Consider the following 19,746-nt stretch of genomic DNA (forward strand, 5'->3'; position numbering starts at 1 on the left):
GAAGCGGGCGGCACGGCGCCGAGCTTCCGGGCAACAGCGCCCCCGGACAGGGCGCAACCAAGGAAGGTTACAGCGTGCTCATGGCGCGCGGGCCCAGATCGCTGCGGACGGGCAGGGGTGCGATCCGCACTCGCGCCCCCAGGATCGCCAGCCCGTGCGGGGCGACGACCACGGGTTCGAGATCCACCGAGGCGACCTCCGGGAGGTCGTCCACCAGGCGGGAGACCCGCAGCAGCACCTCCTCCAGGGCGTCGGTGTCCACCGCCTCGGCGCCGCGCCAGCCGAACAGCAGGGGCGCCGCCCGGACCTCCCGGATCAGCCCGGCCACGTCCTGGTCGGTGGCCGGGACCAGCCGGTGGGCAACGTCACCGAGCAGCTCGGCAGGAGCGCCGGCCAGGCCGAAGGAGAGGATCGCGCCGACCGCCGGGTCCACGGTGGCGCCGATCACGGTGTCCACACCGCGCGGGGCCAGCCGCTGGACCACCAGCTCGGCCTGGGCGGCCCCGCCGAGCAGCGCGTCCAGCTCACGGTGGGCCCGGCGCAGCCCCGGCTCGCCGGTGAGGTCCAGCCGGACGCTGCCGAGATCGGGGCGGTGGCGCAGGTGCGGGGCGGTGGCCTTCAGCGCGACGGGGTAACCGAGCGTCGCGGCCGCACGAACGGCGCCCTCCTCGTCGGGCGCGGGCAGCGTCGGCGAGACGTCGATGCCGTAGCGGGCGAGCAGCGCCGTCGTGTCCGCGTCCGGCAGCGTGATCCGCGCGCCCCCCGGTTGGGTCCGGGCGGAGAAGGTGCGGCGCGTAGCGCCACGAACAAGGGTGGTGGTGGGCGACGGGCGGGCAGTCCGGGTGCTCAGCACCGCCTCGACCAGGGCCCGGGCGCCCGACTCGTCGATCCGGTCCAGCTCCGGGACGCGGGCCGTCTCCTCCGCCTCGGCCATCCGGTACCGCCACTGCGCGTAGTGGACGGCGTGCGCGAGGGCGCGGACGGCCCGCTCGGGCGCCGGGTAGGCGGGGATGCCTCCCGGCCGCAGCCGGTTCGGCAGATCGGTCAGCGCCAGATGGGCGAGCACCAGCGGCTTGCCCAACTCCCTCGCCCGCTCACCCGCTTCGAGCAGCGCGGCGGCGATCTCCGGGTCGTCGGAGCCCATCTCCGGATCGTCCGGGCCGGTCAGCCGGCCACCCATGAACGCATGCGCCGACGTGCCGATCGGCGGGATGGCAACGGCGATCACCGCGTCCACCCCCGGGTCGCCCAACGCCACGTCCAGCGCGATCCGGAAGTTCTCTCCGGTCGCGGCGGTCGTCAGGTCCACGGGCGTCCGCGGCCGCAGCCCGGCGCTCAGGCAGGCGTCATGGGTGAGCAGGCCGAGCGAGTCCGAATTGCCTACCACCGCGACCCGGTCCCCGGACGGCAGCGGCTGCAGGGCGAGCAGCTCCCCGGTGTCGTACAACTCGGTGATCGTCTCCACCCGGGTGACGCCGGCCTGCTCGAACAGCGCGTCCACGGTGGCGTCGCGCAGCCCGGTCGCGGTGGCCGGGACGGCATGGCCCGGCGGCAGGCTGCCGGTGTGGCGGGCGCCCTTCACCACCACGATCGGCTTGGCGGCGGCCAGCCGGCGGGCGATCCGGGTGAACTTGCGGGGGTTGCCGAAGGACTCCAGGTAGAGCAGCACCACCTCGGTGGCGGGATCCTCCGCCCAGTACTGGAGGAAGTCGTTGCCGGAGACGTCCGAGCGGTTGCCGACCGAGGCGAAGGAGGAGACGCCGAGCCCCCGGCGGTGGGCCGCCTCCAGCAGGGCCACGCCGATCGCACCCGACTGGCAGAAGATGCCGAAGCCGCCGCGCCGCGGCAGGACCGGCGCGAGCGAGGCGTTCAACGGGCGGTCGGCGTCGGTGTTGATCAGACCGAAGGCGTTCGGGCCGATCACCCGCATACCGGCCGCCCGCGCCTGACGGACCAGGGCACGCTGGCGGTCCCGGCCCTCCGGCCCGGTCTCCGCGTAGCCGGCGGTGACCACCACCAGACCCTGCACCCCGTGCGCGCCGCACTCGGCGACCGCGGCGGGGACGGCGGCGGACGGCACCGCGATCACCGCGAGATCCACCGGGCCCGGGATCTCCAGGATCGAACGGTGCACCGGGACACCGTCCAGCTCGGTACCGGGCGGCGCGTTGCGGTTCACGGCGTAGACGCGGCGGTCGTCGTCCGCTTCCTTGGCCCCGGAGCCCTCGGCCGCGGAGCCCTTGGCCGCGAGGTGACCGGCCTCGAGGTCACTGGCCTCGAATCCGCCGAGCAGATCGCGCAGGATCGCCCGGCCGACGGTCTGCGGGTTGCGCGACACCCCGAGCACCGCCACCGAACGCGGAGTGAGCAGCCGCTGCACGGACCTCGCCTCCGCGCGGTGCTCGCGCGCCCTCATCACCGCGAGCGAGGCCGCGGTCGGCTCCAGGTCGAACTCCAGGTGGACCACACCGTCGGCGAAGCTGCGGTGCTGGGTGTAGCCGGCATCGGTGAAGACCTTCACCATCTTGCGGTTCTCCGGCAGCACCTCCGCCTGGAAACGGCGGATACCGCGCTCCTGCGCCACCGCCGCGATGTGTTCCAGCAACGCGGAGGCCACCCCGCGGCCCTGGTGCGCGTCCTGCACCAGGAACGCCACCTCCGCATCGGTACCGGTGTCCGACGGACGGCCGTCGGGGTCGATCCGGTCGTAGCGGACGGTCGCGATGAACCGGTCCCGGATCACCACGGCCAGGCCCACCCGGTTGACGAAGTCGTGGTGGGTGAAACGACGGACGTCCTTGTCGGACAGCCGCGGATAGGGCGCGAAGAAGCGGAAGTACTTGGACTGGTCCGACACCTGTTCGTAGAACTCCACCAGCCGCCCGGCGTCCGCGGGCGTGATCGGCCGGATCCGGGCCGTGCCGCCGTCCCGCAGCAGGATGTCGGCCTCCCAGTGCTGCGGGTAGTCCGGCCCGGCATGCTCGGGGTGGTGCGCCGACGCCGGCTTCGGGCCCTGCCGTGCGCCTTGCATCGGGCCCTGCGTCGTGCCGTGCTGCGGGCCCAGCTCGGGATGCGGTACCGCGGAGTCGTCCACATTCGTCAGGTTATCCGGCGGCGAGCCGAATGGCGCCGGGCGTGCGGCCACGGCAGGGTGAGCAGGGCCGCCCAGCGGCCCGGCAAGGCCGCTGGCCGGGGCTTATGCCCTCACTTATGCCCCCGAAAGAAACAATCACAAGTCCTGAACGAGGCGGCTCGAAGGGGTCACCTGCGTGCAACACTGGTCTAGACAACATGGCCGCCACCCCTAGCACGGCCGTGACCAGCTTCACCGGAAAGGCACGTCTCATGGCTGAGCGCCGCGTCACCATCGGTTGGGCCGAGGGCCTGCACGCCCGTCCCGCCGCCGTCTTCGTCAAGGCCGTCACGGCCACCGGCGTGCCGATCACCATCGCCAAGCCCGGCGGCAAGCCGGTCAACGCCGCCTCCCTGCTCGGCCTGCTCGGTCTCGGCGCCCAGGGCGGCGAAGAGGTCGTCCTCGCCTCCGACGCCGAGGGCGCCGACGAGGCCCTCGACCGCCTCGCCAAGCTGGTCCAGGAGGGCCTCGACGAGCTGCCGGCCGCCGCCTGAGCCAGTTCTCGGCCACAGAGCGCCCGGCAGTGACAGCACTGCCGGGCGCTTCTGTCCGTCCACGGGACGAACACCGCGAGGAGGGCCCCGACATACCCGGGGCCCTCCTCGCGTCCGGGCTCACCCCTTGACGCAGACGACCTGCTTCAGGTGTGCCACGATCTCGACGAGGTCCTTCTGCTGCTCGATGACCTTCTCGATCGACTTGTACGCACCGGGAATCTCGTCCACGACTCCGCTGTCCTTGCGGCACTCCACGCCCTTGGTCTGCTCGACCAGATCACGCGTGGTGAACCGCTTCTTCGCGGCGTTCCGGCTCATCTTGCGGCCGGCGCCGTGCGAGGCCGAGTTGAACGCCGCCTCGTTGCCGAGGCCGCGGACGATGTACGAACCGGTGCCCATCGAGCCGGGGATGATCCCGTAGTCTCCGGAGCCGGCCCTGATCGCACCCTTGCGGGTCACCAGGAGATCGACACCGTCGTACTGCTCCTCCGCCACGTAGTTGTGGTGGCAGCTGATCACCTCGTCGAACGCGACCTTCGCCTTGGCGAACTCACGGCGGACGACGTCCTGGAACAGCGCCATCATCACCGCGCGGTTCTTCTTGGCGTACTCCTGCGCCCAGAAGAGGTCCTGCCGGTAGGCACCCATCTGCGGGGTGTCCGCGATGAACACCGCCAGGTCGTGATCGACCAGCCCCTGGTTGTGCGGCAGCGAGCGGGCGACGCCCATGTGATGCTCCGCCAGCTCCTTGCCGATGTTCCGCGAGCCGGAGTGCAGCATCAGCCAGACAGTGCCGGTGTCATCAACGCACAGTTCGATGAAATGATTACCTCCACCGAGCGTTGCCATCTGCTGCATGGCCCGCTCGCGCCGCCACTTCACCTCCGGCGCGACCCCGTCGAAGCGCTCCCAGAAGTCGTCCCAGCCCGCCGTCGCGAAGCCGTGCAGCCTGCGCGGGTCGACCGGGTCGGTGTGGAGGCCGCGGCCGACCGGGATGGCCTGCTCGATCTTGGAGCGGAGGCGGGAGAGGTCGTCGGGGAGGTCCTCGGCGGTGAGCGACGTCTTCACGGCGCTCATGCCGCAGCCGATGTCCACGCCGACCGCCGCGGGGCAGACGGCGCCGCGCATGGCGATCACGGAGCCGACCGTCGCGCCCTTGCCCAGGTGGACGTCGGGCATCACGGCGAGGCCGTGCAGCCAGGGCAGCGAGCTGATGTTGCGCAGCTGCTGCATGGCCTGGCCCTCGACGGTGGCCGGGTCGGTCCACATCCGGATCGGGACCCGGACGCCGGGTACCTCGGTGTACGACATGGTTGAACGACCTCCAAAGGTCGGTTGGTTCAAGCCTAGGTGTGGTGCCGCGCGAAGAGTCCCGGTGCGGCTCGGGGAAGATCTGGGGTGGCGGCGCTCAGGCGGCCAGGGGGCGGGCCGGGGCACACGGGAGGAACGGTCGTGGGGAGCGCACTGTGGTCGGCTCGACCCTCATGGTGACCGCCTCCTTTCCGTCGTCGTACCGGCTGCCGGGGGATATCTACCCACAGGGCGATCACGCCCCGCAAGGGATTTAACGACGGAGGGCCCGGCGGAGCGGAATGCTCCACCGGGCCCTTCCCGTACGGCGGTTCAGGCGCGGTTCAGGCGCTGATCACGGTGACCTCGCCGATGCCGAGCTTGCGCACGGGTTCGGCGATCTGGGCGGCGTCGCCGACGAGGACGGTGACCAGGCGGTCCGGCGGGAAGGCGGCGACCACGGCCTCGGTGGCGGCGGCCGTCGGGAGCTCGGCGAGCTGCCGGTAGACCTCGGCCTGGTAGTCGTCGGGCAGGTGCTGCTCGACCTGGTCGGCCAGGGTACCGGCGACCGAACCGGCGGTCTCGAACTTCAGCGGTGCGACGCCGACCAGGAACTGCACGGCCTCGTCGCGCTCGGCATCGGTGAGGCCCTCGGCGGCGAGGGTGCGCAGGATGGTCCAGGTGTCGGCGAGGGCGGGGGCGGTGGAGGCGGTGTCAACCGAGCCGCTGACCGCGAGCAGCGCGCGCCCGGTGCCGTCGGCGGCGGAGCGCAGCGGCTGGGCGAAGGCCCGGACGCCGTAGGTGTAGCCCTTCTCCTCGCGCAGGACGCGGTCGAGGCGGGAGGTGAGGGTGCCGCCGAGGCAGTAGGTGCCGAGGATCTGGGCGGCCCAGGCCGGGTCGTGCCGGTCGGGGCCGATGCGGCCGATGAGCAGCTGGGTCTGGACGGAGCCGGGGCGGTCGACGATGACGACGCGGGCGGTGTCGTCGGCGGTGACCGGGGCGTGGGTGCTGGGGGCGGCGGTGTCGGCCGTCCAGGCGCCGAGGGTGCTTTCGAGCAGGGCCGGCAGGTCGGTGCCGGTGAGGTCGCCGACCACGACGACGGTGGTGGTGGCGGGCCGGATGTGGGCGTCGTAGAAGGCCTTGACGGCCGCCCGGTCGATGGACTTGACGGTGTCGGCGGTGCCGCCGCGGGCGCGGGAGAGGCGGTCGGTGCCGTCGAAGAGTTCGGCGTAGAGGGCCTTGGCGGCGCGGCGGGCGGGGTTGGCCTGCTCGTGGACGATCTCGTCGAGGCGGTTGGCGACGAGGCGCTCGATCTCGTCCTCGGGGAGGGCGGGGGCGCGCAGGGCGTCGGAGAGGAGGCCGAGGCCGCGCTGGAGCCGGCTGGCGGGGACTTCGAGGGAGACCCGGATGCAGGGGTGGTCGGCGTGGGCGTCGAGGGTGGCGCCGGCGCGCTCGAGTTCGGCGGCGAACTCCTCGGCGGTGAGGGTGTCGGTGCCTTCGTTGAGGGCGCGGGCGAGGATGCCGGCGACGCCGTCGAGGCCGTCGGGTTCGGCGGCGAGGGGGGCGTCGAGGAGGACGTCCACGGCGACGAGCTGCTGGCCGGGGCGGTGGCAGTGCAGGACGGTGATGCCGTTGCCGAGGGCGGCGCGCTCGGGGGCGGGGAAGGCCCACGGGCTGGGGGTGCCGGGCTGGGGCTGGGGGTGGAACGTCATGGCGGGGACGTAGTCGGTGCTCATGCGGCAGCGCCCTCCTCTTCGGTCGCGGCGGTGGCGGTCTGGTCGGTGCCGGTGTCGTCGGCCGTGGTGGGCTCGTAGACGAGGACGGCCCGGTTCTGCGGGTGGAGGCGGGCCCGGGCGATGTCCCGGACCTCCTCGGCGGTGACGTCGAGCACCTTGGGGAGGGCGTTGTTGAGGAGCTTGGGGTCGCCGAACAGGACGGCGTAGCGGCAGAGTTCGTCGGCCCGGCCGGCGACGGTGGTGAGCCGGTCGAGCCATTCGCGCTCGATCTGGGCCTGGGCGCGCTCGAGTTCGGCGGCGGTGGGGCCTTCGGCGGCGAAGCGGGCGAGCTCCTCGTCCACGGCGGTCTCGATCTGCCCGACGGTGGCGTCGCCGGAGGTCTTGACGTCGAGCCAGCCGAGGCTGGGGGCGCCGGCGAGGCGGAGCAGGCCGAAGCCGGCGGCGACGGCGGTGCGGTCGCGGCGGACGAGCCGGTTGTAGAGCCGGCTGGACTCGCCGCTGCCGAGGATGGTGAGCGCGAGGTCGGCGGCGTCGGCCTCGCGGGTGCCGTCGTGCGGGAGGCGGTAGGCGGCCATCAGGGCGCGGGAGGGGACGTCCTCGCGGATGGACTCGCGGAGTTCGCGGCCGATGGTGTCGGGGAGGGTGCCGTCGCGCGGGGGCTGCTTGCCGTCGTGGCCGGGGATGCTGCCGAAGTACTTCTCGACCCAGGCGATGGTCTGCTCGGGGTCGATGTCGCCGACGACGGAGAGGACGGCGTTGTTGGGCGCGTAGTACGTGCGGAAGAACGCGCGGGCGTCCTCCAGCGTGGCGGCGTCCAGGTCGGCCATGGAGCCGATGGGGGTGTGGTGGTACGGGTGGCCGTCGGGGAAGGAGAGCGCGGTGAGCCTCTCGAAGGCGGTGCCGTAGGGGACGTTGTCGTAGCGCTGGCGGCGCTCGTTCTTGACGACGTCGCGCTGGTTCTCCATCGAGTTGTCGTCGAGGGCGGCGAGCAGGGAGCCCATGCGGTCGGCCTCCAGCCAGAGGGCGAGCTCCAACTGGTGGGCGGGCATGGTCTCGAAGTAGTTGGTGCGCTCGAAGCTGGTCGTGCCGTTGAGGGACCCGCCGGCGCCCTGGACGAGCTCGAAGTGGCCGTTGTTGGAGACGTTGGCCGAACCCTGGAACATCAGGTGCTCGAACAGGTGGGCCAGCCCGGTGCGGCCCTTCACCTCGTGGCGGGAGCCCACGTCGTACCAGAGGCAGACGGCGGCGACCGGGGTGAGGTGGTCCTCGGAGAGGACGACGCGCAGGCCGTTGGCCAGGCGGTGCTCGGTGATGGCGATGGCAGCGCCATTTCCTCCGGTGGAGGTGGATGCGGGGGCCGGGTTGGCCATGCGCTCGGGTCCTTCCCGTCGTCGATGTCGGGGGTTCGTGTGGCGTCCCCCATTGTGGTGCAACGCGTGAAGGGCGCGGATGTGTCCGCGCGGACGGTGCGTTCGCCAGGGGCGGAAGAGGGGCGCTGGGCGGGAGTGTCGGCGGAAGGGTCCACAATGGGGGCGCTGAGCCGTGATCCGAAGCAGACAGACGCATCAGACAGACGCAAGGGAGCCCCGCCGCGATGGCCCGCCGCAGTTCGCAGACCCCGCCGCCCGGAGATTTCGAGGAGCGGATCCTCGATGTCGACGTTGTGGACGAGATGCAGGGCTCCTTCCTGGAGTACGCCTACTCGGTGATCTACTCGCGCGCGCTGCCCGACGCGCGGGACGGTCTGAAGCCGGTGCACCGGCGGATCCTGTACCAGGCCAACGAGATGGGCCTGCGGCCGGAGCGCGGGCACGTGAAGTGCGCGCGCCTGGTCGGCGAGGTGATGGGCCGCCTGCACCCGCACGGTGACGCGTCGATCTACGACTCCGTGGTGCGCATGGCGCAGCCGTTCTCGATGCGGCTGCCGCTGATCGACGGGCACGGGAACTTCGGTTCGCTGGGCAACGACGACCCGCCGGCCGCGATGCGGTACACGGAGTCGCGGCTGACGGCGGCGTCGATGGCGATGGTGGAGTCGATCCACGAGGACACCGTCGACTTCGGCCCGAACTACGACGGCAGCGAGCAGGAGCCGCTGGCGTTGCCGGCGGCGTTCCCGAACCTGCTGGTGAACGGTGCGACGGGCATCGCGGTCGGCATGGCGACGAACATGCCGCCGCACAACCTGTCCGAGGTGGTGGCGGCGGCCCGGCACCTGATCAAGCATCCGAACGCGGATCTGGACACGCTGATGCGGTTCGTTCCCGGTCCGGATCTTCCGACGGGCGGGCGGATCGTCGGCCTGTCGGGCATCCGGGACGCGTACGAGTCGGGCCGCGGCACCTTCAAGATCCGTGCCACCACGACGATCGAGGCGGTCTCCGCCCGCCGCAAGGGCATCGTGGTCACCGAGCTGCCGTACAACGTCGGCCCGGAGAAGGTGATCTCGAAGATCAAGGACCTGGTCAACGCGAAGAAGCTGCAGGGCATCGCGGACGTCAAGGACCTCACCGACCGCGAGCACGGGCTGCGGCTGGTGATCGAGGTGAAGAACGGTTTCGTGCCGGAGGCGTTGCTGGAGCAGCTGTACAAGCTGACGCCGATGGAGGAGACCTTCGGCATCAACAACGTGGCGCTGGTGGACGGCCAGCCGCTGACGCTGGGGCTGAAGGAGCTGCTGGAGGTATACGTCGACCACCGCTTCGAGGTGGTGCGCCGGCGCAGCGACTTCCGTCGCCGTAAGCGGCAGGAGCGGCTGCACCTGGTCGAGGGCCTGCTGGTGGCGCTGGTCGACATCGACGAGGTCATCGCGATCATCCGGTCGAGCGACAACGCGGCGCAGGCGAAGGAGCGCCTGATCGAGCGCTTCTCGCTGTCGGAGACGCAGACGGCGTACATCCTGGACACCCCGCTGCGCCGGCTGACCCGGTTCGACCGGGTGGAGCTGGAGGAGGAGCAGGCGAAGCTCAACTCGGAGATCGCCGAGCTGACGGAGATCCTGGAGTCGGACACGCGGCTGCGCAGTGTGGTGTCGACGGAGCTGGCCGCGGTGGGCAAGCAGTTCGGCACGGAGCGGCGGACGGTGCTGCTGGAGGCGGGGGCGGTGCCGTCGGCGTCGCTGGCGGTGCCGCTGGAGGTGGCGGACGATCCGTGCCGGGTGCTGCTCTCGTCGACGGGTCTGCTGGCGCGGACGGCGGACGGTGAGCCGTTCGAGCTGTCGGAGAAGCGGGCGAAGCACGATGTGATCGTGTCGGCGGTGCCGGCGACGGCGCGTGCGGACGTCGGTGTGGTGACGTCGGCGGGCCGGGTGCTGCGGCTGCCGGTGATCGATCTGCCGGCTCTGCCGCCGACGCCGTCGCCGACGCTGGCGGGCGGCGCCGCGGTGGGCGAGTTCCTGCGCCTGGAGGCGGGCGAGCGGGTGCTGGCGCTGACCACGCTGGACGAGTCGTCGCCGGGTCTGGCGCTGGGCACGGCGCAGGGTGTGGTCAAGCGGGTGGTGCCCGAGTGGCCCGCCAACAAGGACGAGTTCGAGGTGATCGCCCTGAAGGAGGGCGACGAGGTGATCGGTGCGGTCGAACTGCGCACCGGCGAGGAGGACTTGGTCTTCATCGCCTCGGACGCGCAGCTGCTCCGCTACCCGGCGGGCCAGGTCCGTCCGCAGGGCCGCCCGGCGGGCGGCATGGCCGGCATCAAGTTGTCGGACGGTGCCCGGGTGCTGTCGTTCACGGCGGTGGATCCGGCGGCGGACGCGGTGGTGGTCTCGGTGGCCGGTGCCGCGGGCACGCTGACCGGCGAGGAGCAGAGCTCGTGGAAGGTCACCCCGTTCGAGCAGTACCCGCGCAAGGGCCGTGCCACCGGCGGAGTCCGCTGTCAGCGCTTCCTGCGGGGTGAGGACGCCCTGGCCTTCGCCTGGGCCGGCCCCTCCCCCGCCCGGGCCGCCACCGCCAAGGGCGCCCCGGTCGACCTGCCCGAGCGGGACCCGCGCCGTGACGGCTCGGGTACGCCGGTGACGACGCCCATCGCGGTGGTCGCCGGCCCGGCGTAGCGGCGCCGGGCGGACGGAGGACAGGCTCGCGGCGGGGCACCTTTCGGTGTCCCGCCGCGGTCTTTTCAGTACGGGTAGCCTTACCTGCGTGAGCACTTGTGCGACGTTGTCGCGTGAACTGTCGGAGCCGTTGGCCGCCACGGCGGCGACCGCCACGACCTGGCTGCTGGTCGAGCAGAGCGGGCCGTGGGGGGCGAAGGCGCTCGGCGAGAGCCATCTGGACTCGGCGGTCGGGCGGGCGCTGGAGGCGGCCGCGGCGGGGACCGGGGTGCGGGTGGCGCTGATCCGGCGGCCCGGGCGGCATGCGGACTGCCTGCCGACGGCGCGCCACGAGGTGATCGTGGCGCACAGCGTGCCGGGCCGGGGCTGGGTCCGGCGGGCCGAGGTGGCGGATCCGGCGGAGCTGCTGGGGCTGGACTTCGCGGCCTTGGGCGCCGGGGAGCACGGCGGTCTCGGGACGGAACACGTCGGCGGGCCGGTCGCCCTGGTGTGCACCAACGGCCGCCGGGACCGCTGCTGCGCGTTGCTCGGCCGGCCGCTGGCGGCCGAGCTGGCGGCGGCCGGGCACAGCGAGGTGTGGGAGGTCACGCACCTGGGCGGGCACCGTTTCTCCCCCACCATGCTGGTGCTGCCGTACGGCTACGCGTACGGGCGGCTGACGACGGAGACCGCCAAGGACGTGCTGGCGGCGACGGCGGCCGGGCACATGGTGCCGGAGTGGGCCCGCGGCTGCTCCGGCTGGGAGCGCCCGGGCCAGGCCGCCGACCACGCGGTGCGGCTGGCCACCGGCGAGACCCGGGCCGACGCGCTGACGCTGACGCAGCAGCCGTCCGGTGACGGCCGCTGGCTGGTGACGGTGCGCCACGAGGACGGCCGCGTCTGGGAGGTCGAGGTGGCCGAGGCCGCGAGTGAACCGCCCCGCCCGGAGAGTTGCGGCAAGGCCGCGGGGACGCCGTCCCGGATGGACGTCGTGTCCGTCCGGGAGCGGTGACGGCCCCGCGCCCGTGGGGGTGAGCGCGGGACCGTCGGCTCGGGTTCAGCCCGTGGCGGCCTTGCTGACGAACTCGGTGGTGTAGGTGCGGGCGAGGTCGATCGTTCCCTCCTTGCCCTTGACGTCGGGGTGGAAGGCGGCGAGCACCGCGAGGACCGTCGCCGGGCCGTCGCCGGGCATCACGCCGTCGGTGGTGAACATCGGCAGGGTCGCCTTGATCGCAGCCGCGTACTGGTCGGCGCCGCCCTGCGCGTAGTCGGCGGGCATCTTCGCGGCGATCTCCTCGGGGCTGTGGGTGGACATCCACTTGAGGGTCTTCACGAAGGCGTTGGCGAGCTTCTGGGCGGTGTCCTTGTTCTTCGCCACCCAGTCGGTGTTCATGTAGAGCGAGGACGAGGGGTAGAGCCCGCCGAGCGCGGCGCGCGAGCCCTCGGGGGTGCGCATGTCGTAGAGGATCTTGCCGAGGCCCTTGTCGAGGATGTTGGCGACGGTGGGGTCGGTGGTCATGCCGGCGTCGATGGAGCCCTGCTGGAGCGCGGCGATGAAGGTCTGGCCGGCGCCGACCGCGATCGGGCTGAAGTCGGCCACCGCGGTGCCGTTCTTGACGGCGAGGTACTTGGTGAGGAAGTCGGTGGAGGAGCCGATGCTGGTGACGCCGAGCTTCTTGCCCTTGAAGTCGGCGCCGGACCTGATGGCGTCGGCCTGCTTGGTGGAGACGATCTCGACCTCGCCGGGGGCCTGGGAGAACTGGACGACCGACTCGACGTTCTTGCCCTTGGCCTGGAGGTCGATGGTGTGGTCGTAGAAGCCGACCGCGCCCTGGACGTCTCCGGCGAGCAGGGCGGTGGTGGCGTTGACGCCGGCCGGTTCGCTCATCAGCTCGACGTTGACGCCGGCCTCGGCGAAGAAGCCGAGACGCTGGGTGAGCATGGCGGGCATGTAGATGACCTTGTCCAGGCCGCCGACCATGATCTTCACCTTGGGTCCGTCGACCTGTCGGCCGGCCGGGGCGGCGCCGTTGTGGGAGGTGGAGGCGGCGTCGTTGGCACAGGCGGCGAGCGGGAGGATCAGGGCGGCGGCGAGGGCGGCGGCGGCGGCTCTGCCGGTCGGGTTCGAGCGCATGGGGTGGGGTGCCTCTCTACGTACGACGGGAGGGGAGGGAACGGGGGTCAGCGGCCGTCGCCGGAGTCGGCGGGCTTCCAGCGGAAGAGTTTCTTCTCGGCGAAGGTCAGCAGCCCCTCGGTGAGCAGCGCGACCACGGCGAGGATGGTCATGGCGGCGTACACGCCGGCCGCATTGAAGGTGCCCTGAGCAGCGGCGACGAGCAGGCCGAGGCCCTTGGTGGCGCCGATGTACTCGCCGACGATGGCGCCGATCAGCGCGAAGCCGAAGCTGACGTGCAGGCTGGTGAAGATCCAGGTGGTGGCGGCGGGGATGACCACCTGCAGGGTGACCTTGCGGTTGTTGGCGCCCAGGATGCGGGCGTTGGCGACGAGGTTTCGGTCCACCTCCCGGGCGCCCTGGAAGGCGTTGAAGAAGACCGGGAAGAACACCAGCACCACCGCGGAGGCCACCTTGGAGGCCGGGCCGAGGCCGAACCAGATCAGGAAGATCGGGGCCAGCACGATGCGCGGGATGGCGTTCAGCACCTTGATGTAGGGCCCGAACACGTCGGCCAGGAACCGGATCCGGCCGAGCGCGATGCCCAGCAGCACACCGCCGGTGACGCCGATCACCCAGCCGGTGAGGGCCTCGTACAGGGTGTAGCCGATCTGCTCGCCCAGCGAGCCCTGGGCGGTGCCGTGGGTGATCCACTGCCAGATCTGCGCCCAGATCTTCGACGGCTGGGAGAAGTTGAACGGGTCGATGACCTCGGTGCGGGCACACAGCTCCCAGAGCCCGAGGAAGGCGAGGAGCACCGCGACCCGGGCCCCGTACACCCGCAACTTCCGGTTGCGGGCGGCCCGTTCGCGGGCCTCGGTCCTGGTGGTGGGGGCGGCCGCGGGCTTGCCGGCGACGGCGGAAGCGGTGGACGCGGTGGACGCGGTGGACGCGGTGGACGCGCTCTCAAGCGGCACGACCCGCTCCTCTCTCACGGGTGATGCGCACCTCTTCGCCGAGCGAGGCCCAGATCTCGCGGTACAGCTCGACGAACCTCGGTTCCAGCCGGACGGCCTCCACCGTGCGCGGGCGCGGCAGGTCGACGGTGAAGATCTCCTTGACGGTGGCCGGGCCGGCCGTCATCACCACGACCCGGTCGGCCAGTGCGATCGCCTCGTCCAGGTCGTGGGTGACGAAGACGACGGAGGCTGCGGTGCTGGAAGAACTGGTGCCGGCCCACAGGTCCAGCAGCTGGTCGGACATCAGGGCGCGGGTCTGCACGTCCAGCGCCGAGAACGGCTCGTCCATCAGCAGGATCTTGGGGTCGTTGACGAAGGTCTGGGCGAGCGCGACGCGCTTGCGCATGCCGCCGGAGAGCTGGTGCGGGTAGCGGTCCTCGAAGGCCCCGAGGCCGACCCTGGCCAGCCAGTCGCGGGCCCGCTCCCGGGCCTCGGCGGCCGGGACGCCGCGGAACCGCGGGCCGGCCGTCACGTTCGACAGGACGGTGCGCCAGGGGAAGACGGCGTCCTGCTGGAAGACGAAGCCGACCTGCGGGTTGATCCCGTCGACCGCCTCGCCGTACACGCGGACGTCGCCCTCGGTGGGCTCCTCCAGGCCGCTGACCAGGGTCAGCGTGGTGGACTTGCCGCAGCCGGTGGGGCCGACGACGGCGACGAACTCGCCTTGCGCCACCGTCAGGTCGAGATCGCGGACGGCGGTGTGCAGGGTGCCGGACGGTGTGCGGAAGCGCTTGGTCGCGCCGGCCAGCTCGATCGCCGGTACCGCCTGCGCCGTGGGGGTTGTGGGGGCTGCCGCCGGGGTTGTGCTCATGTGACCTCCCGGGTCTGTGCTTGCTCCGGGAGGCTAGGAGCGGCCGGGGCGGTGGCGGGAGGCTTCTCGGCGTACTGCGGGTTCTCCGCGTTGAGGGGTGTTCTGCTCGTTTTGCTTCCGCTACAACAGCGGGGACGCGGCTGACAGAAACACCTCGGAAACATAGGGTGTGCCGACCACCCGCCCCACAACCCGCCGACCGGCCGGAAAGCCGGCCCACCGGCGGGCCGCCAGACCAGGCCGCCAGACCACCCCGCCCGCCGGAAGGCCCACGAGGCCGCCCGAAGCCCGCCCGGCCCAAGGCCTCACGAAAGCCCGCCCGAACGCCCGCCCGCCCACCTGCCCGAAAGTCCGTCCGCCGAGAGGAGGCCCGGATGAAGCACCCCCGTTGGCCCCGCCGGGTCTTCGCCCAGCTGCTGCTGAGCCAGACCGTGGTCACCGTCGGCGTCACCATCGTCACCGCCGGCCTCTTCCTGGCGCCGGTCAGCTCCGAACTCGACCACGACGCGATGCAGCGCGCGCTGTCGATCGCCCAGGCCACCGCCAACGACGAGGTGATCGCCCGGGCCGCCGAGGCCCGCGACTCCGCGACCGCGCAGCGCAACGCCGAACAGATCCGGCTGGCCACCGGCGCCAGCTTCGTCGTGGTCACCGACCTGGACGGGATCCGGCTCTCGCACACCGACCCGGACCGGATCGGCCAACGGGTCTCCACCGACCCCGAGCCGGCGCTCAGCGGCCGCAGCGTCACCGCCATCCAGCAGGGCACCCTGGGGCGCACCGCACGCGGCAAGGTTCCACTGCGGATCGCCGACGGGCGGATCGTCGGCGAGGTGTCGGTCGGGATCAGCGACGGCTCGATCCGCCGGCGCCTGCTGAAGATGCTCACCGGCATCCTGCTCTGCGCGGGTGCCGGCCTGGCCGCGGGCACCGTCGCCACCCTGGCGCTGGCCCGCCGGCTGAAGCGGCGCACCCACAACATCGCGCTGGCCGACATCTCGGCGCTGCTGGTGGAACGCGAGGCGATGCTGCACAGCATCCGTGAGGGCATGGTGGCGCTGGACGAGCGCGGGCGGATCCGGCTGGCCAACGACGAGGCGCTGCGGCTGCTCGGCCTGCCCGAGGGCTGCACCGGCCGGCCGATCGACGAGGTGCTGCCGCCCGGCCGGCTGGCCGACGTGCTGGCCGGGCGGATCACCGGTACGGACCTGCCGGCCGTCCGGGACGACCGGGTCCTGGTGGTGAACCGGATGGCCACGGCCGAGGGCGGCGCCGTCGTGACACTGCGCGACCGCACGGAGCTGGAGTCGCTGGTCCGCGAGCTGGACACCACCCGCAGCCTCACCGAGGCACTGCGGGCGCAGGACCACGAGCACGCCAACCGGATGCACACCCTGCTGGGGCTGCTGGAGCTCGGCCGGCACGAGCAGGCGGTGGCGTTCATCTCCGAGCAGTCGGGCTCGCACGCGGTGGTCGCGGCGCGGATCGCCGAACAGGTGCAGGACCCGCACGTCGCCGCGCTGCTGGCCGGCAAGGCGGCGGTGGCGGGGGAGCGGGGCGTCCGGCTGGCGGTCGCCCCCGCTGCCCACCTGCCGGACGCGGTGGTCGACGCGCGGACGCTGGTCACCGTGCTCGGCAACCTGATCGACAACGCGGTGGACGCACTGGCGCCGGGCGGCGGCGGCCGGGTGGACGTGACCCTGGCCGCCGCCGGCTCCACCCTGCTGGTCGAGGTCGCGGACAGCGGACCGGGCGTGCCGCAGGAGCTGCGCGAGCGGGTCTTCGAGGAGGGGTGGAGCAGCAAGGACGCGCCCGCGCACCGGCCGCGCGGGCTGGGGCTGGCGATGGTGCGGCGGCTGGTCGGGCGGACCGGCGGCCGGATCGTGCTCGACACCGGCCCGCTCGGCGGCGCCCGGTTCACCGTCGAGCTGCCCGAGGCGCTGCACGACGAGGCCGTGCACACCGACGCCCCGTTTGCCGACGCCCCGTTTGCCGATGCCCCGCCCACCGCCGCGGTCGCCGACGCCCGGCACCCCGAGGCCGGCGCCCTGCCCACCGCACCGCTCGTGGAGGCGTGATGATCGACGTACTCGTGGTGGACGACGACTTCCGGGTCGCCGACGTGCACGCCGCATACGTGGCCAAGGTGCCCGGCTTCCGGGTCACCGGCACCGCGCACTCGGCCGCCGAGGCACTGGCCTCGCTGGAGCGCCGCCCGGTCGACCTGCTCCTCCTCGACCACCACCTGCCGGACGAGACCGGCCTCGCCCTGGTCCGCCGGCTCCGCGACCGCGACATCACCTGCGACGTGATGATGGTGACGGCCGCCCGGGACGTCTCCACCGTGCACGCGGCGATGCAGCACGGCGCCCTGCAGTACCTGGTCAAGCCGTTCACCTTCGCCGGCCTGCGGGAGAAGCTGGTCGCCTACGCGCAGCTGCGGCACGCGCTGGCCGGCCCGGCCGCCCGCGAGGCCGGCCAGGACGAGGTGGACCGGCTGTTCGCGACCCTGCGCAGCGCGGCGGCCCCGGCGGCAGCCCTGCCCAAGGGCCATTCGGCGCCCACCACCGACCTGGTCCTCGGGGTGCTGCGCCGGGCGGGCCGGCCGCTCTCCGCCCAGGAGGTCGCGGACGCCACCGGGTTGAGCCGCTCCACCGCCCAGCGCTACCTCAAGCAGCTGGAGCGTGAAAGCCGGCTGCGGCTGACCCTGCGCTACGGCGACACCGGACGGCCCGAGCACCGCTACGTGCTGGCGGCCCGCGCCTGAGGGCCGTCGGCCCGCGCCCGGGCCCGGACACGCCGAACCCCGGCGGGCCTGGGCCCGCCGGGGTTCGGGAAGGGACGCCGCTCAGGCCGCTCCGGCGCCGGTGAGGGAGCGGACCTCCAGCTCGGCGTAGCGGTCCGCGTCGGCCGGCTCGGGCGAGGTGACCGTGCCGATCCAGCCGGCCAGGAAGCCCAGCGGGATGGAGACGATGCCCGGGTTCTCCAGCGGGAACCAGTGGAAGTCCACCCCCGGGAAGAGGGCCATCCTGGTGCCGGAGACCACCGGCGAGAAGGCCACCAGCACCACCGCCGGGATCAGCCCGCCGTAGACCGACCAGACCGCGCCGCGCGGGGTGAACCGCCGCCAGAACAGGCAGTAGAGCAGCACCGGCAGGTTGGCCGAGGCGGCGACGGCGAAGGCCAGGCCGACCAGGAAGGCCACGTTCATCTGCTGGGCGAAGAGGCTGAGCGCGATCGCGACCGCCCCGATCCCCACCGCCGCGATCCGTGCGACGCCGACCTCCTGGCGTTCGGAGGCCTCGCTCCCCGCCGCGTCGCCGTCCGCCCGGCCGGCGCGGACCCGCCGGGAGGCCGGGACGGCAGCCCGTCGGCCCCGGGGGCGGCGGCGCGGACGGCCGCGCCAGGCGCCCGCCCAGATGTCGTGGGCGAAGGCCGCCGAGGAGGCGAGCGTCAGCCCGGCGACCACGGCGAGGATCGTGGCGAAGGCGATCGCCGAGATCAGCGCGAACAGCACCACCCCTCCGGTGGAGCCGTTGCCGCCGCCGAGCACCAGGGCCAGCAGCGGGACGGCGGTGTTGCCGGCCGGGTTGGCGTGCCGGACCTCCGCCGAGCCGACCAGGGCGGTGGCACCGAGGCCGAGCGCGATGGCCATCAGGTAGAAGCCGCCGACCAGCCCGATCGCCCACATCGTGGAGCGCCGGGCGGCCCGCGCGGTGGGCACGGTGTAGAAGCGGGAGAGGATGTGCGGGAGCCCGGCGGTGCCCAGGACCAGGGCCAGGCCGAGGCTGAAGAAGTCCAGCCGGCTGGTGAAGGTCTTGCCGTACTTGAGCCCGGGCTCCAGGTACCGCTGCCCCGCGCCGCTGTGCTGGGCGGCCTGGCGCATCAGCTCGGCGACGTCCCCGTGGAAGCGGACCATCAGCAGCACGGTGAGCAGCACCGAGCCGGCGACCAGCAGGACGGCCTTGACGATCTGGATCCAGGTGGTGGCCCGCATCCCGCCGATCGTGACGTAGACGATCATCAGGGCGCCGACCGCGACGATGGTCCAGGTCCGGGCCTCGGAGCTGTTGGTGCCGAGCAGCAGGGCGACCAGGCTGCCCGCACCGACCATCTGGGCGACCAGGTAGAACAGGGTGACGACGACGCTGGCGCCGCCGGCCGCCGCCCGGACCTTGCGACGGCGCAGCCGCAGCGCGAGCACGTCGGCGAGGGTGTACCGGCCGGCGTTGCGGACGAGCTCGGCGACCAGCGTCAGGACGACCAGCCAGGCGACCAGGAATCCGATGCTGTAGAGCACGCCGTCGTAGCCGTACAGCGCGATCAGCCCGGCGACGCCGAGGAAGGAGGCGGCGGAGAGGTAGTCCCCGGAGAGCGCGAAGCCGTTCTGCAGCGGGGTGAAGTCCCGGCCGCCGGCGTAGAAGTCCTCGGCGGCGCTGCCCCGCCGGCCCACCCAGAGGGTGATGCCCAGGGTGACCAGGACGATGACGGCGAACAGCACGATGGCCAGGTCGTGGTGGTCCCCGGTGGGGGCGACGGGGGGCGGGGTGGCGGTCCTCATCGCAGCCGGTCCTGGGTGTCCCAGCGGAGCCCCAGGGCGGCCCGGTCGCGCTTGGTGCGGGCGTTGCGGGCGTAGAGCCAGGTGAGCACGAATGTCGAGGCGAACTGCAGCAGCCCCAGCAGCCAGGCCACGTTGAGCGGTCCGGCGATCGGGCTGCGCATCACGCCGGGCGCACCGGCCTGGGCGGCGACGTACAGCAGGTACCAGCCGAGGAAGGCGCCGCTGGTGGGGAAGACGAAGGCGCGGTAGCTGCGCTTGATGTCCTGGAAGGCGTCGCTGGCCTGGACGGCCCGGTACACCTCGGTGCTCGCGTCGACGACCGGCGGTTCCACGACGGGCGGGACCGGCTGCGGGGGCACCGCCGCACCGCGGACCGGCCGGGCCGTCGGCTCGGCCGGTACCGAGGCCGAGGCCATGGTCGAGGCCGAGGCCGGGTTCGACACCGGGTTCGATGACGGGGCCGGCGTCGACGCCTGGGCCGGCGCCTGGGCCGACGTCGGGCTCGGGGCAGGGGCCGGTGTCGGTGTCGGTGTCGGCTGACCGGGCCGGGGTGCGGCGGCGG

At 72.8% G+C, this 19,746-nt stretch carries 15 protein-coding genes; 6 read left to right on the forward strand and 9 right to left on the reverse strand.

Annotated elements, in window-relative coordinates; translation table 11 throughout:
* Positions 1-67 precede the first annotated feature (67 nt).
* Positions 68-3,031: a GNAT family N-acetyltransferase gene (locus OG286_RS13355; RefSeq protein WP_396323828.1), complete on the reverse strand. Its 2,964-nt coding sequence runs from the start codon at positions 3,029-3,031 to the stop codon at positions 68-70.
* A 314-nt stretch (positions 3,032-3,345) separates the two neighbouring features.
* On the opposite strand from OG286_RS13355, the gene OG286_RS13360 reads away from it, so the two are divergent.
* Entirely contained in the window at positions 3,346-3,627 is a 282-nt protein-coding gene (locus OG286_RS13360) for an HPr family phosphocarrier protein (RefSeq protein ID WP_396323741.1), read from the forward strand.
* 120 nt (positions 3,628-3,747) lie between these two features.
* Here the strand turns inward: OG286_RS13360 and OG286_RS13365 are convergent, their stop codons facing one another.
* The 3 genes from OG286_RS13365 to OG286_RS13375 all read right to left on the reverse strand — a co-directional run bounded on the left by OG286_RS13365 (position 3,748) and on the right by OG286_RS13375 (position 8,026).
* Positions 3,748-4,941 (reverse strand): RtcB family protein, encoded by a 1,194-nt coding sequence (locus OG286_RS13365; RefSeq protein WP_396323742.1) that lies wholly within the window; start codon positions 4,939-4,941, stop codon positions 3,748-3,750.
* 323 nt (positions 4,942-5,264) lie between these two features.
* The gene (locus OG286_RS13370) at positions 5,265-6,632 is read right to left on the reverse strand and encodes a M16 family metallopeptidase (RefSeq protein WP_396323829.1); all 1,368 of its coding nucleotides are present in this window, start codon (positions 6,630-6,632) and stop codon (positions 5,265-5,267) included.
* Positions 6,633-6,652: 20 nt separating this feature from the next.
* Positions 6,653-8,026 (reverse strand): M16 family metallopeptidase, encoded by a 1,374-nt coding sequence (locus tag OG286_RS13375; protein ID WP_396323743.1) that lies wholly within the window; start codon positions 8,024-8,026, stop codon positions 6,653-6,655.
* 224 nt (positions 8,027-8,250) lie between these two features.
* On the opposite strand from OG286_RS13375, the gene OG286_RS13380 reads away from it, so the two are divergent.
* Positions 8,251-10,701, forward strand: a complete 2,451-nt coding sequence (locus OG286_RS13380) for a DNA topoisomerase (ATP-hydrolyzing) subunit A (protein WP_405365281.1) — start codon at positions 8,251-8,253, stop codon at positions 10,699-10,701.
* Between the two features lie 88 nt (positions 10,702-10,789).
* Positions 10,790-11,692, forward strand: a complete 903-nt coding sequence (locus tag OG286_RS13385; RefSeq protein ID WP_405365283.1) for a sucrase ferredoxin — start codon at positions 10,790-10,792, stop codon at positions 11,690-11,692.
* A 45-nt stretch (positions 11,693-11,737) separates the two neighbouring features.
* On the opposite strand, the gene OG286_RS13390 is transcribed toward OG286_RS13385, so the two are convergent.
* The 3 genes from OG286_RS13390 to OG286_RS13400 are packed head-to-tail and all read right to left on the reverse strand — an operon-like array spanning position 11,738 to position 14,623.
* Positions 11,738-12,814, reverse strand: a complete 1,077-nt coding sequence (locus OG286_RS13390) for an ABC transporter substrate-binding protein (protein ID WP_396323746.1) — start codon at positions 12,812-12,814, stop codon at positions 11,738-11,740.
* Between the two features lie 47 nt (positions 12,815-12,861).
* Positions 12,862-13,770, reverse strand: coding sequence for an ABC transporter permease (locus OG286_RS13395; RefSeq protein WP_396323747.1), 909 nt, complete (start codon positions 13,768-13,770; stop codon positions 12,862-12,864).
* Entirely contained in the window at positions 13,760-14,623 is an 864-nt protein-coding gene (locus tag OG286_RS13400; RefSeq protein WP_396323748.1) for an ABC transporter ATP-binding protein, read from the reverse strand. Before OG286_RS13400 ends, OG286_RS13395 begins: the two co-directional genes overlap by 11 nt.
* Before the next feature lie 374 nt (positions 14,624-14,997).
* Between OG286_RS13400 and OG286_RS13405 the strand changes: the two genes are divergently transcribed.
* Together OG286_RS13405 and OG286_RS13410 are read left to right on the forward strand one after the other, a co-directional pair.
* Positions 14,998-16,701 carry an ATP-binding protein gene (locus tag OG286_RS13405; protein ID WP_396323749.1) on the forward strand — a complete coding sequence of 568 codons (1,704 nt, stop codon included), beginning with the start codon at positions 14,998-15,000 and terminating at the stop codon, positions 16,699-16,701.
* Positions 16,701-17,390, forward strand: a complete 690-nt coding sequence (locus tag OG286_RS13410) for a response regulator (protein ID WP_396323750.1) — start codon at positions 16,701-16,703, stop codon at positions 17,388-17,390. Before OG286_RS13405 ends, OG286_RS13410 begins: the two co-directional genes overlap by 1 nt.
* An 81-nt stretch (positions 17,391-17,471) precedes the next feature.
* Here the strand turns inward: OG286_RS13410 and OG286_RS13415 are convergent, their stop codons facing one another.
* Both OG286_RS13415 and OG286_RS13420 read right to left on the reverse strand, forming a co-directional pair.
* Complete coding sequence (locus tag OG286_RS13415) at positions 17,472-19,184, reverse strand: cation acetate symporter (RefSeq protein ID WP_396323751.1); 1,713 nt, start codon at positions 19,182-19,184, stop codon at positions 17,472-17,474.
* Positions 19,181-19,600, reverse strand: a complete 420-nt coding sequence (locus tag OG286_RS13420) for a DUF485 domain-containing protein (RefSeq protein ID WP_396323752.1) — start codon at positions 19,598-19,600, stop codon at positions 19,181-19,183. Before OG286_RS13420 ends, OG286_RS13415 begins: the two co-directional genes overlap by 4 nt.
* Between OG286_RS13420 and OG286_RS13425 the strand changes: the two genes are divergently transcribed.
* Positions 19,599-19,724, forward strand: a complete 126-nt coding sequence (locus OG286_RS13425; protein WP_396323753.1) for a hypothetical protein — start codon at positions 19,599-19,601, stop codon at positions 19,722-19,724. The genes OG286_RS13420 and OG286_RS13425 overlap by 2 nt on opposite strands.
* Positions 19,725-19,746 lie beyond the last annotated feature (22 nt).

The organism is Kitasatospora sp. NBC_00039, assembly GCF_045160625.1.
Classification (GTDB): domain Bacteria; phylum Actinomycetota; class Actinomycetes; order Streptomycetales; family Streptomycetaceae; genus Kitasatospora.

Bases quoted from the DNA above. Each gene is read 5' to 3' on its own strand.
- OG286_RS13390 (WP_396323746.1), bottom strand. From the start codon at position 12,814: ATGCGCTCGAACCCGACCGGCAGAGCCGCCGCCGCCGCCCTCGCCGCC.
- OG286_RS13420 (WP_396323752.1), bottom strand. From the start codon at position 19,600: ATGGCCTCGGCCTCGGTACCGGCCGAGCCGACGGCCCGGCCGGTCCGC.
- OG286_RS13355 (WP_396323828.1), bottom strand. From the start codon at position 3,031: ATGCAAGGCGCACGGCAGGGCCCGAAGCCGGCGTCGGCGCACCACCCC.
- OG286_RS13365 (WP_396323742.1), bottom strand. From the start codon at position 4,941: ATGTCGTACACCGAGGTACCCGGCGTCCGGGTCCCGATCCGGATGTGG.
- OG286_RS13415 (WP_396323751.1), bottom strand. From the start codon at position 19,184: ATGAGGACCGCCACCCCGCCCCCCGTCGCCCCCACCGGGGACCACCAC.
- OG286_RS13405 (WP_396323749.1), top strand. From the start codon at position 14,998: ATGAAGCACCCCCGTTGGCCCCGCCGGGTCTTCGCCCAGCTGCTGCTG.
- OG286_RS13375 (WP_396323743.1), bottom strand. From the start codon at position 8,026: ATGGCCAACCCGGCCCCCGCATCCACCTCCACCGGAGGAAATGGCGCT.
- OG286_RS13360 (WP_396323741.1), top strand. From the start codon at position 3,346: ATGGCTGAGCGCCGCGTCACCATCGGTTGGGCCGAGGGCCTGCACGCC.
- OG286_RS13400 (WP_396323748.1), bottom strand. From the start codon at position 14,623: ATGAGCACAACCCCGGCGGCAGCCCCCACAACCCCCACGGCGCAGGCG.
- OG286_RS13380 (WP_405365281.1), top strand. From the start codon at position 8,251: ATGGCCCGCCGCAGTTCGCAGACCCCGCCGCCCGGAGATTTCGAGGAG.
- OG286_RS13370 (WP_396323829.1), bottom strand. From the start codon at position 6,632: ATGACGTTCCACCCCCAGCCCCAGCCCGGCACCCCCAGCCCGTGGGCC.
- OG286_RS13425 (WP_396323753.1), top strand. From the start codon at position 19,599: ATGGTCGAGGCCGAGGCCGGGTTCGACACCGGGTTCGATGACGGGGCC.
- OG286_RS13410 (WP_396323750.1), top strand. From the start codon at position 16,701: ATGATCGACGTACTCGTGGTGGACGACGACTTCCGGGTCGCCGACGTG.